The organism is Peribacillus sp. NPDC097675, from assembly GCF_050277655.1.
Lineage (GTDB): Bacteria > Bacillota > Bacilli > Bacillales > DSM-1321 > Peribacillus.
In genome coordinates, this window is sequence record NZ_JBNNSK010000013.1 from 19,149 (window position 1) to 41,891 (window position 22,743).

A 22,743-nucleotide genomic window follows, 5' to 3' on the forward strand; every position below is an offset into this window, starting at 1 on the left:
CCTCGAGGGGGGCAGGTTTTTTTGGGAAGGTTTCTTGAAAGGGTCATTGTTGATTAGTATGTTCAATGGGGCAATTCAATCATTTGCATGCCGCATTCATTTGGAGTAGCATATATCCACAAACTGATTGGAGGGAGATTTCATAATGAAAGCAGTGACAGTAAAACAACCAGGGGGAGCCGAACAATTACGGTTCGAGGAGTTTTCTAAGCCGCCTATCGGTTCTGGCGAATTGTTGATCAAGGTGCAGGCATCTGCAATCAACAGAACGGATATCGTTGCGAGAGAAGGAAAAGCGGGGTATATGACAAATCCTATTCTTGGTATAGAAGTTGCGGGTGAAGTGGTGGAAGCTGCTGCTGGAACCCATATCAAACCAGGAACAAGGGTGATGGGCCTTGTTAATGGCGGTGGGTATGCAGAATATGCAGTCATGCCTGCTGACAGGGCAATGCTAGTCCCGGATACCCTGTCGTACGAAGAAGCCGCTGCGATTCCGGAAGTGTTTCTGACAGCGTATCAAACACTGTTTTGGTTGGGTCAATTAAACGATCAAGACACGGTATTGATTCATGCTGGAGGGAGCGGCGTCGGGACGGCTGCAATCCAATTGGCAAAACAGATGACCTCAGCGAGAATCATTACAACCGCCGGTTCGGAAGAAAAACTGGATTTTTGCCGTTCACTAGGGGCTGATGTGTGTATCAACTATAAAGAACAATCTTTCGACGAAGAGGTCCTGAAGGCGACCAATAACAAGGGTGTGGATGTCATCCTTGATTTTGTCGGTGCATCCTACTGGGAGAAAAATCTTAGAAGCATAAAGACAGATGGTCGTTGGGTGTTAATCGGGATTCTGGGTGGAACAGTGGTGAATCAAGTGAACCTGATGGATTTATTGCTAAAAAGGGTTCATTTGAAAGGCACATTATTAACTCCAAGAAGCGATGAGTATAAAAAGGAGCTGACGGAAGAATTCGTTCAGAAAGCAATGCCACTTTTCACACAAGGCAAAGTCAAGGCGATAGTAGACCGAGTCTTCCCATTTGATAGTATCCAAGGCGCACACCAATATATGGAAGAAAATAAGAATACAGGAAAAATAGTCATGAAGGTAAGTGAATAGAAGCAAACAGGCTGACCAGGAAATAGATCTTGGTCAGCCTGTTTGTAGTATTAAAATGTGGACGAAAGTTTTCGTAGAATTCGTTCGATAACTTCATGAATATGTTCATCTACTTCACTGGATATCGCTTCAGGTTTTAGGATTTGTACTTTCTTCGCTTCGTAATAATCATATAGGACCTGTTTCAAGGAAAGGCCTTCCCCCAATAAGAAGGACGAATTGGTCAGGACTTTAAGTGCGGCTTCATCTTGGATGATCAAGACCTTCGGGTTCAGTTGATTGAACAAGCCAGCTGCCATTCCCTGTGAGTAGAATGAGTGGACGGTATCCAAGCGTTGTTTTCTCGCATCCATCTTTTTTGCATAGAGGGAGGGACAGCCAACCTGGAGATCGTTCATGAAAATGTCAGAGGCATAAAGCGCTGATAAAACTGTTTGTTCATACACCTTTTGAAGACGGATCTGATAGGATAACGACTCATCGGCAATCACTTGATCAGCTTCGTGAATATAGGTAAGGTAGCATTCGATTACTTCTAAAAGGATCTCTTCTTTTGATGAAAAATAATTATATAAAGAAGCCCGGCTCATATTCATCAATTTGGCCATATCGGAAATGGTCAAGGATAGAAACCCTTTTGTACGAACCACGTTCATGATCCTCTTTACATAGGATCTTCTCATTAATCGTTTTTCTTCAGGTGCGATTTTTCGCAAAAACGACACCCCCTTCAATACCGAAAATTATATCATAATCCGATTCATGATGCCCAAGGCGGATTAGTTTACAAATAGGTACGAGAGGTATAAAGTATCAATATAAACACTTTAGACTATATTAAACTATTTTGTCTAAAATGATATTTGGAGTTTTGATGTCTTACGCAGGTCAGTTTGCAAAGCGGATTGATTTTGTGATCCCAGTGTAAGATAAGATAAATTATCGCGATTTTGAAGGAGAGAGTAATAGATGATGAATACAGACTTTACACGTATGTATATAGATGGAGAATGGCAAAAAGGAAACAGCGAAAAAACCATGAAGAATGTGAATCCCTTTACCGGGGAAGAGCTTTTCACCATTCAGGCGGCTACGAAAGAAGATTTGAACCGGGCCTATGATGCAGCGACCCTTGCACAGGAAAAATGGGCCACCGAACTTCCACAAGTTAAGCGGGGCATCTTGGAAAAAGCCATCACTGTCATGGAGGATAACAAAGGCGTGATCATGGATTGGATCATCAAAGAATCAGGAAGTACCTACATGAAGGCTACTTCTGAATTTCATGCTTCGCTTAACATCTTAAAAGAAGCGACCACCTATCCGTATCGAATGGAAGGGAAAATCCTCCCTTCACAAGTACCTGGAAAAGAAAATCGTGTTTATCGAAATCCGCTAGGAGTAATCGGTATCATCAGCCCTTGGAATTTCCCTTTCCATCTGGCAATTCGTTCGATAGCACCGGCCTTGGCAACGGGAAATGCAGTCGTTATCAAACCGGCAACGGATACACCAGTCACTGGCGGTTTGATTTTTGCCAGCATTTTTGAAGCGGCAGGCCTTCCAAAAGGTTTATTGAATGTCATTGTCGGACGCGGATCTGAAATTGGCGATGACATTGTCACTCACCCGGCTCCACGCCTCATCTCGTTTACAGGCTCCACTGAAGTGGGTAGGCATATTGGAGAGCTTGCAGGTCGTGGGTTGAAGAAAACAGCATTGGAATTGGGAGGCAATAATGCCTTCATCGTGCTCGATGATGCTAATCTCGACCAGGCTGTCGATTCGGCATTATTCGGGAAATTTTATCATCAGGGACAAATTTGTATGGCAGTTAATCGGATTTTTGTCCATAAAGACATCTATGATGAATTTGCTGAACGATTCATCCAGCAGGCAGCAAAATTAAAATACGGAAATCCTGCGGAAGAGGATACGAACGTAGGGCCTCTTATCAATCGTGAACAAGTGGACCGTATCTTAAAAGATATAGAAGGAAGCGTTGAACAAGGAGCTAAAATCCGCCTAGGTGGGCAAGCTCAAGGAAATGTCCTTCAGCCGACAGTCATGACGGGAGTTACAAACTCGATGCCGCTTGCTGAAAATGAAATCTTTGGACCGGTTGCGATCCTGATTCCATTTGAAAATGATGAAGAGGCAATTCAACTGGCTAATGCCTATCCATATGGCCTAAGTGGTTCTGTTCATTCTTCTAATCTTGAACGCGGTACACAGGTAGCTCATAAAATCCATACAGGTATGATTCATGTGAATGATCAATCCGTTAATGATGAACCACATATGCCTTTCGGTGGCGAAAAGGATTCAGGCCTTGGCCGTTTCAACGGTGAATGGGTCCTTGAAGAATTCACGACATTAAAATGGTTGTCGGTCCAACATGACCGCCGAAATTATGGTCCATTCATTAATAGACTAAAATAATTTGTTCGAGAAAAAACATCCAAAGAGTTACGTCTTTGGATGTTTTTGTGCATATGCATTTTGAGGATACATAAGCATGGAAAAGGACTTGGTTATATATCGACGGATAATTTCGTGGTAGGTCAGGTATTATTAATATAAAACGTATAGACCCATTTAACTAAATTAAACTATGTCAATGAGGTGAGTATAACTATGGCACAAATAAATGATTTGTTTCGAAAAAGGATAGGAATTCCGGAACATGAAAAGGTCACATTTGAAAGATTAGCAAACATTCTCGATAAAACTGCGAAGACGATTCCCTTTGAAAATTCATCGGTTCTGGCCGAACACTCAAGCGCTATCAGCGAAGAAAGCATTACTGATAAAGTGCTCATTAGGAATGAGGGAGGAGTTTGCTATGAATTGAATGCGGCCCTCTATCTTTTTTTAGCGGAGAATGACTTTGATGTCTATTTGGTCCGTGGTGTGATTTATAACCAAGGATGGTCGACCATCGGAAGAACCCATGTGGCAATCCTTTTGATTCATGAGGGTGAAACCTATCTAGTTGACACGGGATTTGGTGCGAATCTACCATTGAAACCTGTACCACTAACCGGGGAAATCGTGTTTTCTAAAAATGGAGAATTCCGGGTGAAAAAGGTGGATAGCGAGCATGGTGACCATATTCTTGAACTGAAGCTGAATCATAAAGACACCGAGTGGAGAATAGGGTATGCCTTCGATACAGAAAAGACCGTAGAACAAATCATGGAATTGGACGAAGTACAAACGATTATCAGGGAACATCCCCAATCGCCATTTAACAAGAGTCCGTTAATGACAAGACTTACGGAAAATGGGAGTATCACATTAACGGAAACCTCCTTTACGAAATGGGAGGATGGGAAAATGACGAAAGAAGGAATTGATGAAACTAGGTTCAAGGAACTTAAGGACTTATATTAATAGTACTCACTGAAAGCAGGACTATTATCTTCCCATGGCGAATTAAGTAAGTTAGGTGAAAAGAGGATGATATAAATGAGTAAAGAGAAATATAAATTTTATTATGTCAATGGGGTAACAGAAGAACTAGAAGCGAATGAGCCCATAATGGATCATGCAAGTATTATTAACTTGCAATTAATTCAAAATGCGACATGGCTTCAGGTCGGGGGCAAGCATATCAACTTGGCAAATGTCATTAGCATTGAAATTGTAGAGAATCCGGATAGAGTGAAACAAGATGCAATCAAGTATAGACCTAACAAATAAAACATCCTTGCGGGTGTTTTTTTTTATTTTATAGAACCGGTATTCTAAAAAAGGATGATCAATATTGATTATCCTTTTTTCATGGAGTGAATTAGGATAGTTATTTTTAAAAAAAGGACAAATATACTGTGTATTCTGGGGAAATGGCCAAGTCATAAAAGTATGGTACCACATACTATGAATTATTGAGACTAGAGGGCAGGGAGGGGAAGAGTTGGCAGATAAGATCAAAAAAAGTAGAAGAAACAGTAAAACCGAACTGCTTCCTTCAGATAGGATCAAAAAAAATTCTAAATCTCCCAATGGCAATATAGAGAATGCGGAGATTGATCAAAAAAATAGCAGAAGAAGGCAGAGAAAGAATGTAATAAACGATGACATTAGTGGTTGTATTCTGCAAAAGTGCAATGGGCAATCAGAAGTTTATTGGAAATCTGTCGGGATTTCTCCCCTCCCATCAGGTTCTATTTCAGTCTTGAACAAATGTGATTGTCCGATGACCGTTAGAGCAGATACAAGTGGGGATGGAATAGCAGATACACTTCTTTTTACTCTAAATGAAAGAGGTCAGGCAAAATCGATATCCCTAGGATCCATTGCAGAAATTTTCGTCAGTTTTGAAGGAGAGGACAGCCAAATAGGGAGTGGCCAATATAGTCTAACTATCCACTATCATATAGATGCCTGTGTATAGGTTAATAGGTAGACATTATATATAAAGTGTCCAATCCTTTAGGGCATGTGGGACATAGGATTATTAAGAATATATTTTAATTAGGAGGAAAGCAATATGGCGCAGATTGGAAATTGTTGTACAGATCAGCTAGTTGGTGTGAATGATTCATTATGTTTTACAATTGATTTAGGTGATACAGCAGGAGCGACATTAGCAATTTGGGAGGATACCACTACTTACGTCATTAACGGGACTATTTTGGTAGAAAACAATGGAATTGAGGATGTCGGACCAACAGCGGGGTTGGCAGTAAACGGAACAGCAGTGGCTGGCTTTACTGTCGCCCCGGGTGAGGCTAGATCCATCACTGTGAATAACTTGAATTCAATTGGGATTATTGGAACAGGAGGAACTCCCGCAGGGACGACTGGCAGTGTTAAAGTCTCTTTTTCACTAAACTATAAGTACTAATTTAAAAGGAGGATGAATTCTGCTCATCCTCCTTTATTTAATCAGATATATTACCTTAAAACATAGAATAAGAGTTTACATGTTAGTTTACATCAAGTAAATCTTTTAAAGGTAGTGATCAATATGTGTGCACGAATTAATAAATCGTGCTGCGATCCACTGGGGCCGACAGGACCAACCGGTGAAACAGGACCAACCGGTGAAACAGGAGCAACGGGAGCAACAGGGTCAACAGGAGGAACAGGTCCGACGGGAGCAACCGGAGCAACAGGTCCAACGGGAGTAACCGGCCCAACGGGAGCAATAGGTCCAACCGGAGCAACGGGTTCGACAGGAGCAACCGGGTCAACAGGAGCAACCGGCCCGACGGGAGTAACGGGATCAACGGGAGCGACGGGGATAACGGGTCCAACGGGGTCAACAGGTCTGACGGGAGTAACGGGTCCAACGGGAGCAACAGGGTCAACAGGAGCAACAGGCCCGACGGGAGCAACAGGTCCAACGGGAGTAACGGGTCCAACAGGAGCAACGGGTCCGACGGGAGTCACAGGCCCAACAGGAGTAACGGGTCCGACGGGAGTAACGGGTCCAACAGGAGTAACGGGTCCAACAGGAGCAACAGGCCCGACGGGAGTAACGGGTCCAACAGGAGTAACGGGTCCAACAGGAGTAACAGGCCCGACGGGAGCAACCGGCCCGACGGGAGCAACCGGCCCAACAGGAGCAACCGGCCCGACGGGAGTCACAGGCCCAACAGGAGTAACGGGCCCGACGGGAGCAACAGGTCCAACAGGAGCAACAGGTCCAACAGGAGCAACGGGTCCGACGGGAGCAACAGGTCCAACAGGAGCAACGGGTCCGACGGGAGCAACGGGAGCAACAGGAGCAACAGGTCCGACGGGAGTAACCGGCCCAACGGGAGTAACCGGCCCAACGGGAGTAACGGGCCCGACGGGAGCAACGGGAGCAACGGGAGCAACGGGAGCAACAGGAGCAATAGGTCCGACGGGAGTAACAGGTCCAACAGGAGTCACAGGCCCAACGGGAGCAACCGGCCCGACGGGAGCAACCGGCCCAACAGGAGCAACAGGCCAGACGGGAGTCACAGGCCCAACAGGAGTAACGGGCCCGACGGGAGCAACAGGTCCAACCGGAGCAACGGGTCCGACGGGAGCAACGGGAGCAACAGGAGCAACAGGTCCGACGGGAGTCACAGGCCCAACGGGAGTCACGGGCCCGACGGGAGCAACGGGAGCAACAGGAGCAATAGGTCCGACGGGAGTCACAGGCCCAACAGGAGTAACGGGTCCGACAGGGTCAACGGGCCCAACGGGGTCAACGGGAGCAACGGGATTCACGGGTCCGACGGGAGCAACAGGAGCAACAGGTCCAACCGGAGCAACGGGTTCGACAGGAGAAACAGGACCAACGGGAGCAACAGGTCCAACAGGAACGAGCGTAACGGCAAACTCAATGTATGCGTCGAATACGATAGGAAGTACGGTTGTCGTTTTATTGACTGGTACAAGTGTCCCACTGCCAAGTAATCAAAGTTTGGCTACGTTCACAGCGAATGGTGCCAATACTACTTTTACGGTTCCGGTCACAGGGCGTTATTATTTGACCTATCAAATCAACACAACACTTGCTCTGCTATTAAATTCACGATTACTGTTGAACGGATCGACAGCCATTCCAAGTTCGATCATAACTCCGGCAGTCTCCATCTCTAGTTATAATAATGATGTATTTGCGAATTTAAATGCAGGCGATACGATTTCACTCCAGTTCTTTGGTGTGGTAGGGACTGCTATTTTAGCTGGGGGAGGATCTTTAGGTGCTGCTTTAACAATCATTCGTTTAAATTGATTGAAGTTTGAACTGACTGTTGTAAAAACCACCTGATGAATTTCAGGCTAATCAATTTTAAGATTTTTGTTATACAGTGGATTTTTCATTATTGAATATAAATAGTAATTGAATTGCATTAATAAATATGTGGAGTATTATCGGATTGATAATACTCTCGGTTTTTATATAACAAAAACCTAATAGTAAACCATAGATGAATATTAAAATAAAATCGAAAAAATTGAATTGGAAATGAAGAATAGCAAATATACATGTACTTACAATCAGAGCTATCCAAATGTTTCCTAAGTTCATATCTCCCAGAATGATTTTCCTACATACAATCTCTTCAATAATCGGAGCAAAGAGAAGAATATTAACAATTTGAGAAATGGGATATTGTTTAAGTATATCAAGCAATTCACTTTCCGAAGAAGTGAATTTGTTTAAGAAAAGGTTCTCTATAATCAGTAAGGATAAAACTAATATGATGAAAAAGAACATCCATGCATAACTAATGGTAAAGTCAGTAGAATCAAGATTATTGCTATAAAATAGATAAATTATAAATGTTAGGATAGCTGTGCTATCTCTTATGAACCTTAACCAATCTTCAGGTATGTTTACATGTTTCAGACTAAACCCGATGGTTCTAAACATTATTCGAACAAGGATTTGTAACAATAAAAAAACAACCAGGAGAATTAAGCCAGACTTTATATTCAAAGTATCCATTGAAAAGGCTCCTAACACCGTTTAAGAGTATTTGCGTTTAAAACACTGCCAAAAAACATGATAGTTTCATCCAATCTATTACTTAAAACGAATAATTCAATAAATAGAAGAACCATTAAAATACCTATATTGTAAACTTTATATGTGTAATTATTACATAAATTATAAAATATGTTATATTATAGGAGATAAATAGTTGGTGAGAAAATACCCACAATTGATTTGGAGGGATTTTATGAAGAAACTTAGCTTGCTTGGTTTGCTTTTTATTCTTACTCTTTTAATCGCTGCTTGTGGAACCAATACCACAACAGAAGAAAAAGAGAAAGGGAACAGTTCTGGAACGGAAGAAAAAAATGAAAAGGTTTACAAGGTGGGTGTGGATACAACCTATCCCCCGTTTGAATTTAAAGAAGGAAATGATTATAAGGGCATTGATATAGATTTAATCAATGCGATTGCGAAAGATCAAGGATTTACCATTGAACTTTCCCCAATGGACTTTGGCGGAATCATCCCGGCGCTGCAGGCGAATCAGCTTGATGTGGCCATAGCTGGAATGAGCATTACCGATGAAAGAAAAAGGGTAGTGGATTTCTCGGAACCCTATTTTGATGCCGGATTGACGGTGGTCGTCAATAAGGATAATACGGCCGTTAAATCTATCGAGGACCTTAAGGGTAAGACTGTAGCCGTTAAAAAAGGAACGACGGGTGCCAAATATGCACAGGATAACGCTAAGAAACTAGGAATTAAAGTCGTTCAATTCAATGATAGTCCAGCTATGTTTCAAGAAGTGTCGAACGGAAATGCAGAAGCCCTTATCGAAGATTACCCGGTTATCTCCTATGCGATCACTCAGAAGGAATTAGGTCTACAAATCGTGGGGGATCGTTTGAATGGGGATCAGTATGGCATTGCCGTATTGAAAGGGAAAAACCAGGAGTTGCTGGAACAAATCAATAAAGGACTTGCCAACCTGAAGGAAAATGGAACATACGATGAAATCTTAAAAACGTATCTTGGTGAATAAAGGAAGGGAAGGCGTGCTTATAGCGCGCCTTCTTTTTGAAAGGTGATGAAAATAAAAGTGGATATCATTGTTTCAGCACTGCCCTATTTATTACAAGGACTGCAAGTAACGCTTTATATATTCGCGTTTGCTATTATACTAGGTTTCTTAATTGGTTTAGTCGTGGCCATGTTGCGCCTGGCACCCTTCAAGATATTGAATTGGATTGCAAAGATTTATGTGGATGCGCTTAGAGGGACTCCGTTTATCGTTCAGTTGTTTTTTATCTACTTTGGAATTAATTCCCTACAGTTCATTTCCTTGAATAATACCACCGCTGGAATCATCACCGTTGCAATCAATGCCGGAGCATACTTTGCCGAAATCATAAGGGCGGGCATTCAATCCATTGATAAGGGACAAACGGAGGCAGCAAGATCAATCGGTTTTACAAGTGCCCAAACGATGCGCTTCATCATTCTCCCACAGGCGTTTAGAAGAATGCTTCCTACCATTACAAACCAATCGATCATCAGTTTAAAAGATACCTCCCTCTTATCAATTATAGGTATTGCGGATTTAACACAGCAAGGGCAGATACAGGCCTCGGCAACGTTTGAAGCCTTCAAGATTTGGCTGACTGTCGGTGTGGTCTATTTTATCGTTATCTATCTGTTGACCTTGCTCGCTAATTTCATAGAAAGGAGGGTTCAGTTACGATGAGCATGATCACAGTGAGAAACTTGAAAAAGTCCTTCGGTCACGTGGAAGTCCTGAAAGATATCAATGCTGTTGTGAAAGAAAAAGAAGTGATTTGCGTAATAGGGCCGTCCGGTTCCGGGAAGAGTACCTTTCTGCGTTGTTTAAATCTTCTCGAGGATGTCACGGGTGGCGACGTCATCATTAACGGGCACGAGATAACGGACAAAAAGACAAAAATCAATATTAATAAAGTCAGGCAAGAGGTTGGGATGGTATTTCAACATTTCAACCTCTTCCCGCATAAAACCGTTTTGGAGAACATAACGTTGGGGCCCATTAAGATTCAGTCTATCGAAAAGGGAAAAGCTGAGGAATTAGCCTATGGATTACTGGACAAAGTGGGATTAAGGGAGAAAGCGAAAAGCTATCCCGGGGAACTATCAGGTGGGCAAAAACAACGGGTGGCCATAGCGAGGGCGCTGGCCATGAATCCCAAAATCATGCTTTTTGATGAACCTACTTCCGCACTTGACCCTGAAATGGTAGGGGATGTTTTAGAAGTGATGAAACAACTCGCGCAAGAGGGCATGACCATGGTGGTGGTCACCCATGAAATGGGCTTTGCCCGGGAAGTCGGGGACCGGGTCCTATTCATGGACGGTGGATATATCGTCGAAGAGAACGCACCAGAAGAACTTTTTGGTAACCCCCAACATGAGCGAACTCAGTCATTCTTAAGTAAGGTGCTTTAAAGGATGGCGCTGGTTTGTTTATAAAAGGCAACTCACTTACATAGGAGTTGCCTTTTTTGCGTTTGGTCAAGAAACAAAAGGTAGTAAAATCCAGCATAACCAGACAGATTATGAGGTTTTTCCCCTTATTATTTTAGATTTTCACTGGTTTAAGCTATACTTTATAGTAGAAAATAAAAAGGGATGAAGGAAAGAACCCATTGCAAAATGAAGGGGAATATGAAAAATACATAGGAATGAAGATAAAATTAGTTTGAAACGAGGAAGATATATGTATGATACAAAGAAAAAAAGTAAAAAACTGAAGATATTTACAAAAGTATTCTTTATAGTGATCGGGGCGCTTATCGCATCCTATGGACTAGAAGCCGTGTTAATTCCCAATAACGTGTCGGACGGGGGGGTAACGGGTTTAAGTATCGTTGGATCACAATTGTCTGAATTACCGTTAGGACTTCTGATTGGAATCATCAATATCCCATTTGTTTGGTTAGGTTATAAACAAATTGGTAAAAGTTTCGCTTTATATTCCGTGATTGGTATTGTCTCATTAGCAGTTGGTACGGTCCTTATGCATCGTGTACCGACAATCATTGAAGGGGATACATTGCTCGTTACCGTTGTCGGAGGTATTATCATCGGTTTTGGTATGGGTTTAGCTTTGCGTAATGGTGGGGCATTGGATGGCATCGATATGTTAGCCGTCCTACTTTCAAAAAAATTGCCTTTCGGGACGAGTGACCTCATTCTTTTCTTGAATTCGTTCGTGTTTGTCATCGTTTCAACGGTATTCGGACTGCAAGGGGCTATTCTTTCGGCGATCGCATACTTTATTGCGTCCAAAGTCATTCATATCGTCGAAGAAGGATTAAGTGGTTCCAAAACATTTAAAATCATAACAAAACAACCAGAATTAATGGTTGAGACGATCCGCGATCGCTTAGGTCGTGGCGCAACCTATAATGATGCCTACGGCGGTTATTCGAATGAACTATTTAAGGAAATCACTTGTATCATTAACCGTTTGGAAGAAAGTAAAATGAAAGAAATCATTCATGAAATTGATCCTAATGCTTTCGTTACTGTATATGACGTAGCTGAAGTTAAAGGTGGCAGTTTCAAGAAGAAAAATATCCATTAAGGTTCATGAATGTTTCATAGCGTTAAGAAGATGACTCCCATTTACAGGGTGTCATCTTTTTTTGCATTCTATCTTTTTGGAAAAAACGAGATTAAGTCTCTTTGATAGTGTTAAAACAATGACTCCATACATACACTCTTCTTAAATAGAAAGTTTAGAGGGGAGTTAAAATATGAACTTCGAGATGCAAATGGCGAGAATGCTGGCTGAAAATATTGATGGTTTTGTAAAATTTGTTTATAAACAGTACGAAGATAAAGATAATTGCTTTACGCTAAATCACGATAAATTGTATCAATTGAAGCTTCTCATCGAAGAATACAAGTTTCAAATGATAGCGGATGAACTTCAAAGAATAAACCGTTTTACCTGGGATGAAAAGTACACATATTTATTGGTTGGTAGGTTTAGGGAAGGGATGGCCATTATCGATGAATATGTAGAACATAACTATCATGATTTATTCATTTTTACGGCTAGAATATATACATTGAATACCTTCAGCTTTTCAATAGATAGAAAGGAACCACTCAAGACTGAAGAATCACCTGGATAGGAATTTAAAGTACGAGTATGTAAGTCAAGTTATCCAAAATTAAGAAAGATCCGAAAGCCTCGTAGCCTTCAAGTCCTTCTTAATTCATTCTTTTGGGTAAGGTGATTTGTACTTCCGTTCCTTTGCCTACTTCACTTTTGAAATCTATCATGCCTTGGTGCAGCTGGATAATCCGTCTGTTGATCATAAGGCCTAAACCTGTGCCTTTTTCTTTAGTCGTATAAAAAGGTTCAAATAGTTTTTTTAATCTCTCGTCCGTCATTCCTGAACCCTTATCCGTAATCTTGATTAAATAGTGTTTTTCAGAAATATTTTTCAGGGAAATCTTTATGTCTTCCCTATTTTCCTTGGTTGCTTCTAGAGCATTGGAAATAAGATTTTGCAAGACGTTCGTGATGAGGCTTTGATCGCACTCTGCCTTAATCCTGGTTTCATCATCAAAGTCAATTTCAATACCCTTTAAAGCACACTCCTCTTCCATGCTTTCTATAACATTGGAGATGATAGAGTTTATCGAATGGACCCCAATATTTACCGTCTTATCGGGTTGTGCTATAAACATGAATTTATCAATGATGTCATTGATTCGATCTAGTTCATCCATCATGATATCCAGGTAGCCTTGCATGGGATCATCCTTTGTCCGTTCCTTAAGGACCTGGGTGAACCCGATTAGGGAAGTTAATGGATTCCTAATTTCATGAGCAATTCCAGCAGCTAACTCACCTACTACGGCTAATTTCTCTAATTCCTGTATCTTTGCTTCGTTTCTTTTCTGATCCGAAATATCAAAGGCGGTCCCGATCACCTCTACGACTTCACCATCATTTATGATCGGATTGAGCGAGGCAACATAATAAACATCATCAATATTCCCTTCATACGTAACATTTTCACCCCTCCAGGCCCTTTCATAATAGGTTAGCTTCTGTAGGGCTTGTTTATGAGGTAAAAAGTCAAGTAAGGTATGACCGATTACCATGTCGGTTGGGGTGAGAGCATCTGTCATGAACGAACCTTCTACGAAAGTATGAATATAGTCATTATTCTTTTTTATATATCTAAATACAAATCCATTCCTTGGGATAAGTTCGAGGTAGTCAACATTATTAAAACCATGTAGGTCCTTTTTTTTCATGTTTATTCATCCTTAATGGCGTTTTAAATTCCACATAATTTACTGTAATCCTTTATAAGTAAGTGTTTAATTTGATTTTAACAAAATAGTAAAGGAATTGGGATAGAAAAAGTTTCTTTGATGACAAAGGATTTATTGACTTATATCGGCAAATGATTCCTTCAGATTTATTAAAGCCGTTTCTAAACAAAATCCCCTGACATTGCAACAGTGTCAAGGGATTTTTTGTAGAGGCATATACTTTGCATATGAAATTAAAATGGATATTCGCGATATTTAGTTTGTAGGGAAATCCATTTTGTGACAGTGAATTCTTCGACAATCCATGGGTTACCGAACCTTCCTAATCCACTCATTTTATTTCCGCCAAAAGGTACATTCGTTCCATCGTTAACCGTTTGATCATTGATGTGTGTCATACCGCTATCGATTTGAAGACCTAACTGTTCTGCTTTCTCCATGTCCGAAGAGAAAATGGCAGAGCTTAGACCATACATCGTGTCATTGGCAATCTCGATTGCATCTTCATCCGTTTCTGCTTCAATGATGGAAACAACAGGAGAGAACAATTCCGTTTGAGCAATGGCATCTGTATTTTTAACATCACGGAAAATGGTTGGAGTAAGTACATTGCCAAAGCGTTTTCCTTCTAATGCTAGATTCACGCCGGCAGCTTTGGCGTCTGCGATAATTTGTTGAACCTTTTCTAATTGACGTTCGTTCACAAGTGGTCCAATAACGGTTTTCGGATCTAACTGGTCACCATAAGGAAGTGACTTAGCCCGCTCTACGAATCTGGTGGTGAATTCTTCGTAAAGGTCTTTATGGACAATCAGGCGGTTAATGGCCATGCAAATTTGCCCTTGGTGGATGTATTTGCCGAAAATCGCCGCATCAACGGCACGGTCCACATCTGCGTCAGACAAGACGACGAAGGGATTGTTTCCGCCAAGTTCCAGTGCCACACGTTTCAGGTTTTGTCCTGCGATGGCTCCGATATGTTTTCCTACAGGGGTCGATCCTGTAAAACTGATTAGTCTAGGTATCGGATTGGTCAGCATGCCGTCCCCGATTTCGTCTAAATCCGTAAGAATCATATTGAAGATCCCTTTTGGTAGTCCAGCATATTCGAAGGCTGCGGCAATGAAGATTCCGCCGGCAAACGAAACTTGAACATCAGGTTTATGAACGATTGCATTTCCTAATGCGATGGCTGGAGCAATGGTTCTCATCGATAGATTCATAGGAAAGTTAAATGGTGAAATGGAGGAAATGACCCCCAAAGGCAGACGATGTATATGATTGACCTTTCCATCGATTGCTGATGGCACTTCATGCATTTGATGTATTTCATCGACCATATTAGCCGAAGCTTCTACTATTTCCATCGTCAGTTGGAATTCAACAGTCGCTTTGATAAGAGACCCACCGGTTTCCCGAGCGATCATTTCAATGATTTCCTCACGGTTATTCTCTAAAAATTCCCCGACTTTTATCATAACCTGGCGACGTGTGTCGGCAGATGTTTTTGCCCAGTCTTTTTGAGCTTGTTTTGCTATTTCAAAAGTATCTTCCAGTTGCTTTGCCGTAGCCAAGCTAACGTTTGAGATTACTGTATTGTCATATGGATTTAGGATATCGTATCTACGTGTACTTAAACCCTCGACCCATTCCCCGTTAATGAAGCTTTTGTTTAAATCTTTAATCTTTGTCATTCAATCCACCCCTTTTTATTGAAACGCTTTGAGTTTATCATGGTTTGCACCTAATTAAAAATACCTATATTATTACATATATATATGCTCAGCATATATATATCATTTTGAGGTGGAAATATGGATATTAGACAGTTACGCTATTTCCTTGCCCTTTCGGAAGAGGGGCAAGTTTCTCGTGCAGCCAAAAAGTTGAATATGTCTCAGCCACCTTTAAGTCAGCAACTTAATCTCATGGAGGAAGAACTGGGCGTTACGTTGCTTGATCGGAAAAGGAATGGCAAGAGTATGGAGTTAACCGAGGCGGGAAGAGCGCTTTATGAGAAATCTAAGGTTCTGCTGGATTTATTCGATGACTCCATGCTCGAAGTGAAAGAAACAGGTGAGGGGATACAAGGTACTTTAGCCATAGGGGCAGTACTTGCATATATGTCTTACTTACCAAGCAAAATTAAACTGTTCAATGAAAAATATCCTTCCGTTACTTTTAAATTATTTGCAGGAGATCCATATGAAATCCATAACTATATGGAGAATCAGGATATCGAGGTCGCCCTTGTTTATTTACCTATAGATATGGACCAGGTTTCCATCAAGAATCTTGGGGAGGTACCGAACGTTTTTGTCGTCCCTGAAGAATGGGAGAAGTTTCGTTCCAAAGATGAAATTTCCATAAGTGAAGTGGAAAATACTCCATTGCTTTTAGTGCATAGGGAGAAAGGATCCGGAATCTATGAAGAGATTATGGAGGAGTTTAAAAAGAGGGAATTGAAGCCCGATATTCTGTGTGAGTGCCATGATGTGAACGTCCTGCTTTCTATGGTCTCAGCAGGAATAGGCGCAAGTATCGTCCCGAAATCCGCTGTCTCTCCACACGGCATAAAAGGCGTAAGGGTGCTTGATATCGTCGATTCTTCGTTTCAATCGAATATAGCGCTGATCTGGCGCAATGACCGCTACCTTTCTAAAACGGCGCAACATTTCATAGAGTTGTTTTAATAATAGTAGTAGGGGTTCCACACCATGCTAACCTTCCTCAATAAATGTAGGAGAAGGATTATTTAAATCATATAAGACAGAAGCAGACTCAAAAGGGGTTTGCTTTTTTTATATTCCTTGTATAGGACAATCTCGGATCAGTAAATGCTGAAGGAAAGGAGGCGATGCAGGAATGGGTACTTTTGAAGTTCTATCTCTCATGCTTGGTTTTGGCATGTTTGTCATTGCGATTCTTGATTTTAAAAATCATGATAGGAAGCCTTGAACGTTTGATTGTAATTTCAGGGGAATTATCTGTTTAGCGAGAAAGGTTTTTTTATAACGGTCCTTCTGGATTGACAAAGTTTTAAGCTCCCCTTATTGTACTAATAGACCGGTTGTTATAATTTTCTAGGAGTGATGATTCAGTAATGGCTGATAAACGAACATCTAAAGAAATCCTTATTGAAGCCGCTTCTCGACTTTTTAGAGTCCGTGGATATTATGGTGTAGGACTAAAGGAAATCATTGAGGAGAGCAGTATTCCTAAAGGTTCTCTTTATCATTACTTTCCAAAGGGGAAAGAGGAACTCGCCATCGAGGCAATTAACCATGCTAAAGAGGTTGTTTTACGGAATATAAAGCATGTGTTCGAGATCAATGATGATCCCATTAAGGCACTTCAAGATCATGTCTATGAGGTATCTAAGCTGTTCGGTGAAAAGGGAGAGCTCATTGGATTGCCAATTGGTACGATAGCGGCAGAAACATACTCAACGAGTGAACCTATAAGAATGGCCTGTCAGAGTGCCTTTGCACAATGGCAATCCATTTATGTGAATAAATTTCTGGATGCGGGATACAGTGTAGAGCGGTCGAAAGATTTGAGCCTTGTTATCAATGCTTTAATCGAAGGAGGCATCCTATTATCTTTAACGGCGAAAAATGCGGAACCTCTAGAAGCGATTGCTAAACTTATCCCATCATTATTTATAGGCAAATGAGGCATACAGAAAAATTATGATGTGCTAGGTCAAATCATATCAAGTAACAATTGGAGGGAATTATTTTTATGTCAGATGCAACACAGCAACAAAGTCCCAATCTGGCCATTAGAACGACACCTATTTTGATCGCTTTTCTAATCGCAGGATTCATCGGACTATTTAGTGAAACAGCTTTAAATATGGCACTGGGCGATTTAATAGAAGAATTCAGTGTCAGCCCTTCCACGATACAGTGGCTAACGACGGGATATCTATTGACCCTGGGAATCTTGGTCCCGGTATCAGGACTCTTGATACAGTGGTTCAGTACTCGTCAATTATTCTTTGCTTCATTGGTGTTCTCCATCATTGGGACGCTCGTTGCCGCATTATCTCCAGGTTTTGGATTGTTGCTGGTAGCTCGTGTCATTCAGGCAATCGGAACAGCTTTATTGTTACCTCTTATGTTCAATACGATACTATTGATTTTCCCGGTTCATAAACGTGGGGCCACGATGGGGCTAATGGGGCTGGTCATCATGTTCGCACCAGCAATCGGACCAACGGTTTCTGGCCTGATTCTTCAACACCTGACTTGGAATTGGATTTTTTGGGTTTCCTTGCCTTTCCTTGTTTTTGCCTTATTGTTTGGATTAGTATATATGCAAAACGTCTCACCAATCACTAAACCTAAAATCGACATTCCATCGATTATTTTATCGACGATCGGTTTTGGCGGAATTGTATATGGCTTCAGTATGGCTGGAGATAAAGGATGGGGGAGTGCTGTCGTCTTATTAACCCTTATTGTCGGGTTAATTGGCTTGCTTTCATTCTCACTAAGACAATTGAAGATGGATAAGCCGATGATAGACTTAAGTGTCATGAAATACCCAATGTTTACCTTAGGATTAATCACGGTTTTCCTTGCCTTCATGGTCATCTTGTCTTCCATGATACTATTGCCACTGTACCTGCAAACGGGAATGGCATTAGCTGCGTTTACGGCTGGTCTTGTGCTATTGCCGGGTGGAATCCTGAACGGGATCATGTCTCCGATAACTGGGCGCATTTTTGACAAGTATGGTCCAAGAGGATTAGTCACTCCAGGATTCATCATCGTGATTATCGTGTTATGGTTCCTATCGAATGTCACAACGGAAACGACGATCACAACGATTATCATCCTGCATTCGTTATTGATGGTCGGTGTCTCCCTGGTGATGATGCCTGCACAGACAAATGGTCTTAATCAGCTTCCAAAAGATCTATATCCCGATGGAACGGCTTTAATGAATACATTGCAACAAGTGTCGGGTGCAATAGGTACGACAGTAGCTATTACAATCATGTCAGCTTCGCAAAAATCGTATATGTTGGAAGTGGAGAATCCATTAGACCCAACTGTTTTAGGCGCTGCGTTGACCGCAGGTGTTCAAGATGCCTTTATCTTCGGTTTACTTCTTGCTGTCGTTGGTCTGGTTGTTTCCCTCTTCATAAAAAATGCACGCGAAAAACAAGCATAAAAAAAGTAGCCAGAAAGAGATCAACATTCTCTTCTGGCTACTCTTTTTTATTTAGATTTTTAATCAAGCCAATCCGGATTTCTTAAGCTCTGCCATTGTTGCACGTTCTTTTTTTCCATGCAAGAAATAGTAAAGAACAGCAGTGACAAGGACGACAATTCCCAAGATGATGTATAGATTGCTGTATCCCGTTTTTGGAATGATAAATCCTAAAGCGTAAGGTCCGAAGCCAAGTCCCGCATCAAGTGCGATAAAGAAAGTGGATGTGGCTAACCCCATACGGTGAGGCGGCGTCAATTTGACAGCGATAGCTTGCGTGCTCGATTGCATATTACCAAAGCCAAGACCAATTAGGATTCCGGCTAAAAGCAAGGTAAAACTAGTGGTTGCTGTACTTAGTAGCAACATACCTCCAGCAAAGATAATGAAGGAAGGGTACATAATATAGTTCGAACCTTTGGAGTCCATTAAGCGACCTGTGAAAGGACGCGATACGAGTACGGCGACCGCATAGACAAGGAAGAAGAAGCTTGCCGTGCTGACCAGGTTAATTTCAATTGCATAAAAATTAATATAGGACAGGACGCTAGAGTAACAGAAAGCGACTAGTAGCGTAATGATTGCGATTGGAACGGCATTCGGTTCAATAAAGCTAGAGAGCTTAAAGCCTTTAACCTCAGATCCCTTGGTTGAGGTCTGTAATTTTGGAACATATACGAAAAGGGATGTAATAAAAGCGATTATGCCTAAGACCACGCAGAATCCTAGAATCACTTGGAATGAAGAATGTTGACTTAAGGAAAGCCCGATGAAAGGTCCGATTGCTGTAGCCAATGTTGCACTCATGCTGAAGTAGCCGATGCCTTCCGCTTTTCTTGTGACCGGGATGATCTGAGCCACGATCGTTCCAGAGGCAGTTCCGGCCATTCCCATTGTAAAACCATGAATTAAGCGGTTAAAGAGGAGAAAGGGAACCCCGAGATCCACAAAGTATAATATGGATGCCAATGTGAAGAGAACCAATCCAATGATTAATGTCTTCTTTCGACCAATTGCATTGATGAAGCGACCGATCATGAGTCGGCCAATTAATGAACCGATAATGAAAATTCCGGTTATAAGTCCTGCCTGGCTCGTTGTGGCACCATATTCCTTTACCGCATAGACCCCGATAGTGACCATTAATAAATAAAAGATTAACGTGATAAAAAAGTTGACGGAAGAAACGATGATAAAGTCCTTCGTCCACAATTTTTGTTTAGATTGTTGCAATTTTCTTGTCTCCTCACTTTATAAGTTTGTGTCGTATGCTTTCCATAATGCGAATGGCCTCTTGCTGTTCAACCTCCGAAATCCCCGTCAAGATATCCTGCTCGAATTGATCAATCGTCACACGTACTTCCAGATATATAGTTTTCCCTAATTCAGTAAGTTGCATGATTCTTTCACGTTTATCCTTACCTGGAATTTGTTCCACGTAACCGAGTTCTTCTAATCGGTTAATGGTTCGTGTGACCGTCGGTTTTTCCACACCTTGATAGGTGGATAGGTCTACAAGTGTTGAGGGACCGTCATTAAATAATCGATACAAAATTGTCCATTGCGCTCTGTATAGATTGTGTTTACCAAGCTCGATATTAAGGTTATTTTCAAAAGGCCTGTATAATAGAACTAATTGATGGAAGAATTTGCGGTACGTTTCGATTTTCGTTGCCCCCTCGTCTATTATAGTTACCCTTGGTAACTATAATAGTGTACCAGATATATGAACGGTCTGTATAGGGCCAACTTTACTTTTGATGTAAGGGGAAGGGAATGGCGATGGAACGTTTAGGATTTACAATATGGGCTACATTATAGAATATAGAAGAAAAGCAAGCATAAATTTTGACCGGTGTTATTAGATAATGCTAGTCTTACTTTTCTATATCATGTAGTAAAAATCAAGGAGGAATACACATGACACAATTAAAACAACAAACCATTACTTTGGCAAACCGACCTAAAGGGATGCCTTCAAAAGAAGACTTCAAATTTGTGGAGGGTGAAGTTCCTACACCAAAAGACAATCAAGTACTAGTTCGGACACTTTACTTATCCGTTGATCCTTATATGCGTGGAAGAATGCAAGACACTAAATCATATATTGCCCCATTCGAATTGAACAAAGTTATTACGGGGGGCGTCGTGGCTGAGGTGGTAGAATCCAAATCAGATTCCTTCAAGCAGGGCGATGTCGTTGTGGGAAACATCGACTGGGCAGAATATACAGTTGTAAATGAAAAGCAAGTTAGAGTGATTGATCCTAAAGTTGCGCCAATCACGACTCATTTAGGGATACTGGGAATGACGGGATTAACAGCGTACTTTGGATTACTGGATATCGGTAAACCACAAGAAGGCGAAACGGTCGTTGTGTCCGGAGCAGCTGGTGCCGTTGGTTCGGTAGTCGGACAAATTGCTAAAATCAAAGGGGCCAAGGTAGTGGGCATTGCCGGTTCGGATGAGAAAATCGAGTATTTAACAAAAGAATTGGGCTTTGATGGAGCCGTCAATTATAAGAAAGATAGTTTTGAAACAGATTTGAAAAACGCTCTTCCTGATGGTGTCGATGTTTATTACGATAATGTTGGTGGAGAAGTAACTGATGCTGTTTTCACACTGTTAAATACGAATGCTCGTATTCCATTGTGTGGTGCGATTTCTTCTTATAATGCAGAAGGAAAAGATTTTGGGCCACGCCTGCAATCCGCGATGATTAAAACGAGTGCCCTTATGAAAGGCTTTACGATTGGCAATTATGCAGATCGTTTACAAGAAGGCGCTTCAGACTTGGGCCAGTGGCTGCAAGAAGGTAAGCTGAAGTATGAAGAAACGATTGTGGAAGGGTTCGAGAACACGCCTGAGGCATTCTTGGACTTATTCAAAGGGAAAAATCTAGGCAAGCAGCTTGTAAAAGTTGCCGATCCAAAATATGCAACGCTATAAGTTTTCATATCAGGCATAGTAGAGGGAGACCTTTACTATGCTTTTTTTTATGTTCACGGGGACTATTTCATTTTTTTGTCTTTTATCCATTGAAATGTGTGTAAATATTCCGAATTTGCATATAAAATGTACATACAGACAGAAAGGTGATGGATTATGTCAAACGTTGCTAAATTTCGAGATTTTTTAAACCGGGAGAAAATCTATATGAATGAGCTGAAGGAGGATGATATCACCTTTTTTAGAGTGGAACAGAAGTTAAAGGACGGGTGGAAGGTCCTTTTGGTCTTTTCTTTTAGTCAAGATGAAAAGGTGGCGGACTTATTTTGTTTCAATGTAGCTGAGCTAAAGAATCCTGATAAGAAAATGGATGTACATACACTGTTGAATGAATATAATGCTAATTTCCGATATTCGAAGTTGTACGAGGAAAATGGGACGATTTCCATCCGCTATGCCTATTCCCTGGATGAGGAATTTCACCCGGATTTAGCATTCCGAAAGTTGATTATGCTACTTGAGACAGCAGAGCAGGTTTATCCACGTCTTATGGAAGTCATATGGTCTTGAACATGAATGGTTGGAAAGTTCTCTTTTTAGGGAACTTTTTAACATGTATTCTAGAATAGAGCATAGACTAGTCATATCTCCAGGAAATTATATTTTTTTCAAAAAGACTATTGCA

24 protein-coding genes are annotated in these 22,743 nt (G+C 41.3%); 18 read left to right on the forward strand and 6 right to left on the reverse strand.

Features of this window, described 5'->3' with window-relative positions:
• Positions 1–145 precede the first annotated feature (145 nt).
• The gene (locus ACQKL5_RS18025; protein ID WP_427610257.1) at positions 146–1,126 is read left to right on the forward strand and encodes an NAD(P)H-quinone oxidoreductase; all 981 of its coding nucleotides are present in this window, start codon (positions 146–148) and stop codon (positions 1,124–1,126) included.
• Positions 1,127–1,176: 50 nt separating this feature from the next.
• Here the strand turns inward: ACQKL5_RS18025 and ACQKL5_RS18030 are convergent, their stop codons facing one another.
• Complete coding sequence (locus ACQKL5_RS18030; protein WP_427610258.1) at positions 1,177–1,842, reverse strand: TetR/AcrR family transcriptional regulator; 666 nt, start codon at positions 1,840–1,842, stop codon at positions 1,177–1,179.
• Between the two features lie 256 nt (positions 1,843–2,098).
• Here ACQKL5_RS18030 and ACQKL5_RS18035 point away from each other — a divergent pair, with 256 nt between their 5' ends.
• The 6 genes from ACQKL5_RS18035 to ACQKL5_RS18060 all read left to right on the forward strand — a co-directional run bounded on the left by ACQKL5_RS18035 (position 2,099) and on the right by ACQKL5_RS18060 (position 7,847).
• Positions 2,099–3,568 carry an aldehyde dehydrogenase family protein gene (locus tag ACQKL5_RS18035; protein WP_427610315.1) on the forward strand — a complete coding sequence of 490 codons (1,470 nt, stop codon included), beginning with the start codon at positions 2,099–2,101 and terminating at the stop codon, positions 3,566–3,568.
• Between the two features lie 195 nt (positions 3,569–3,763).
• Positions 3,764–4,522 (forward strand): arylamine N-acetyltransferase family protein, encoded by a 759-nt coding sequence (locus tag ACQKL5_RS18040; RefSeq protein ID WP_427610259.1) that lies wholly within the window; start codon positions 3,764–3,766, stop codon positions 4,520–4,522.
• Between the two features lie 75 nt (positions 4,523–4,597).
• The gene (locus tag ACQKL5_RS18045; RefSeq protein WP_427610260.1) at positions 4,598–4,831 is read left to right on the forward strand and encodes a hypothetical protein; all 234 of its coding nucleotides are present in this window, start codon (positions 4,598–4,600) and stop codon (positions 4,829–4,831) included.
• Between the two features lie 214 nt (positions 4,832–5,045).
• Positions 5,046–5,525: an S-Ena type endospore appendage gene (locus ACQKL5_RS18050; RefSeq protein WP_427610261.1), complete on the forward strand. Its 480-nt coding sequence runs from the start codon at positions 5,046–5,048 to the stop codon at positions 5,523–5,525.
• A 96-nt stretch (positions 5,526–5,621) separates the two neighbouring features.
• The gene (locus ACQKL5_RS18055) at positions 5,622–5,978 is read left to right on the forward strand and encodes a DUF3992 domain-containing protein (RefSeq protein WP_427610262.1); all 357 of its coding nucleotides are present in this window, start codon (positions 5,622–5,624) and stop codon (positions 5,976–5,978) included.
• Positions 5,979–6,101: 123 nt separating this feature from the next.
• On the forward strand, positions 6,102–7,847 hold the full coding sequence (locus ACQKL5_RS18060; RefSeq protein WP_427610263.1) for a BclA C-terminal domain-containing protein: 1,746 nt from the start codon (positions 6,102–6,104) through the stop codon (positions 7,845–7,847).
• A gap of 69 nt (positions 7,848–7,916) precedes the next feature.
• Here ACQKL5_RS18060 and ACQKL5_RS18065 read toward each other — a convergent pair whose 3' ends face one another.
• Positions 7,917–8,564 carry a CPBP family intramembrane glutamic endopeptidase gene (locus ACQKL5_RS18065; RefSeq protein ID WP_427610264.1) on the reverse strand — a complete coding sequence of 216 codons (648 nt, stop codon included), beginning with the start codon at positions 8,562–8,564 and terminating at the stop codon, positions 7,917–7,919.
• A 235-nt stretch (positions 8,565–8,799) separates the two neighbouring features.
• On the opposite strand from ACQKL5_RS18065, the gene ACQKL5_RS18070 reads away from it, so the two are divergent.
• From ACQKL5_RS18070 to ACQKL5_RS18090, 5 genes are all read left to right on the forward strand, one after another.
• Positions 8,800–9,597 carry a transporter substrate-binding domain-containing protein gene (locus tag ACQKL5_RS18070; protein WP_427610265.1) on the forward strand — a complete coding sequence of 266 codons (798 nt, stop codon included), beginning with the start codon at positions 8,800–8,802 and terminating at the stop codon, positions 9,595–9,597.
• 57 nt (positions 9,598–9,654) lie between these two features.
• Positions 9,655–10,299: an amino acid ABC transporter permease gene (locus ACQKL5_RS18075; RefSeq protein ID WP_427610316.1), complete on the forward strand. Its 645-nt coding sequence runs from the start codon at positions 9,655–9,657 to the stop codon at positions 10,297–10,299.
• Positions 10,296–11,030 carry an amino acid ABC transporter ATP-binding protein gene (locus ACQKL5_RS18080; RefSeq protein WP_427610266.1) on the forward strand — a complete coding sequence of 245 codons (735 nt, stop codon included), beginning with the start codon at positions 10,296–10,298 and terminating at the stop codon, positions 11,028–11,030. Before ACQKL5_RS18075 ends, ACQKL5_RS18080 begins: the two co-directional genes overlap by 4 nt.
• Before the next feature lie 271 nt (positions 11,031–11,301).
• Positions 11,302–12,171, forward strand: a complete 870-nt coding sequence (locus ACQKL5_RS18085; protein WP_427610267.1) for a YitT family protein — start codon at positions 11,302–11,304, stop codon at positions 12,169–12,171.
• 172 nt (positions 12,172–12,343) lie between these two features.
• On the forward strand, positions 12,344–12,727 hold the full coding sequence (locus tag ACQKL5_RS18090; protein WP_427610268.1) for a hypothetical protein: 384 nt from the start codon (positions 12,344–12,346) through the stop codon (positions 12,725–12,727).
• Between the two features lie 79 nt (positions 12,728–12,806).
• On the opposite strand, the gene ACQKL5_RS18095 is transcribed toward ACQKL5_RS18090, so the two are convergent.
• Positions 12,807–13,865, reverse strand: a complete 1,059-nt coding sequence (locus tag ACQKL5_RS18095) for an ATP-binding protein (protein ID WP_427610269.1) — start codon at positions 13,863–13,865, stop codon at positions 12,807–12,809.
• Between the two features lie 254 nt (positions 13,866–14,119).
• Positions 14,120–15,580, reverse strand: coding sequence for an aldehyde dehydrogenase family protein (locus ACQKL5_RS18100; RefSeq protein ID WP_427610270.1), 1,461 nt, complete (start codon positions 15,578–15,580; stop codon positions 14,120–14,122).
• A 120-nt stretch (positions 15,581–15,700) separates the two neighbouring features.
• Here ACQKL5_RS18100 and ACQKL5_RS18105 point away from each other — a divergent pair, with 120 nt between their 5' ends.
• The 4 genes from ACQKL5_RS18105 (at position 15,701) to ACQKL5_RS18120 (ending at position 19,070) form a co-directional block, all read left to right on the forward strand.
• Positions 15,701–16,579: a LysR family transcriptional regulator gene (locus tag ACQKL5_RS18105; RefSeq protein WP_427610271.1), complete on the forward strand. Its 879-nt coding sequence runs from the start codon at positions 15,701–15,703 to the stop codon at positions 16,577–16,579.
• 172 nt (positions 16,580–16,751) lie between these two features.
• Positions 16,752–16,844, forward strand: a complete 93-nt coding sequence (locus ACQKL5_RS18110; RefSeq protein ID WP_427610272.1) for a putative holin-like toxin — start codon at positions 16,752–16,754, stop codon at positions 16,842–16,844.
• A 145-nt stretch (positions 16,845–16,989) separates the two neighbouring features.
• Positions 16,990–17,562 carry a TetR/AcrR family transcriptional regulator gene (locus ACQKL5_RS18115; protein WP_427610273.1) on the forward strand — a complete coding sequence of 191 codons (573 nt, stop codon included), beginning with the start codon at positions 16,990–16,992 and terminating at the stop codon, positions 17,560–17,562.
• Positions 17,563–17,630: 68 nt separating this feature from the next.
• Positions 17,631–19,070, forward strand: a complete 1,440-nt coding sequence (locus tag ACQKL5_RS18120; protein ID WP_427610274.1) for a DHA2 family efflux MFS transporter permease subunit — start codon at positions 17,631–17,633, stop codon at positions 19,068–19,070.
• 63 nt (positions 19,071–19,133) lie between these two features.
• On the opposite strand, the gene ACQKL5_RS18125 is transcribed toward ACQKL5_RS18120, so the two are convergent.
• Together ACQKL5_RS18125 and ACQKL5_RS18130 are read right to left on the reverse strand one after the other, a co-directional pair.
• Positions 19,134–20,342 (reverse strand): MFS transporter, encoded by a 1,209-nt coding sequence (locus tag ACQKL5_RS18125; protein WP_427610275.1) that lies wholly within the window; start codon positions 20,340–20,342, stop codon positions 19,134–19,136.
• A 13-nt stretch (positions 20,343–20,355) separates the two neighbouring features.
• Complete coding sequence (locus ACQKL5_RS18130; RefSeq protein ID WP_427610317.1) at positions 20,356–20,799, reverse strand: MarR family winged helix-turn-helix transcriptional regulator; 444 nt, start codon at positions 20,797–20,799, stop codon at positions 20,356–20,358.
• A 230-nt stretch (positions 20,800–21,029) separates the two neighbouring features.
• Here ACQKL5_RS18130 and ACQKL5_RS18135 point away from each other — a divergent pair, with 230 nt between their 5' ends.
• Both ACQKL5_RS18135 and ACQKL5_RS18140 read left to right on the forward strand, forming a co-directional pair.
• Positions 21,030–22,058: an NADP-dependent oxidoreductase gene (locus tag ACQKL5_RS18135; protein ID WP_427610276.1), complete on the forward strand. Its 1,029-nt coding sequence runs from the start codon at positions 21,030–21,032 to the stop codon at positions 22,056–22,058.
• Between the two features lie 207 nt (positions 22,059–22,265).
• On the forward strand, positions 22,266–22,628 hold the full coding sequence (locus tag ACQKL5_RS18140; protein WP_427610277.1) for a YbjN domain-containing protein: 363 nt from the start codon (positions 22,266–22,268) through the stop codon (positions 22,626–22,628).
• Positions 22,629–22,743: the final 115 nt, after the last annotated feature.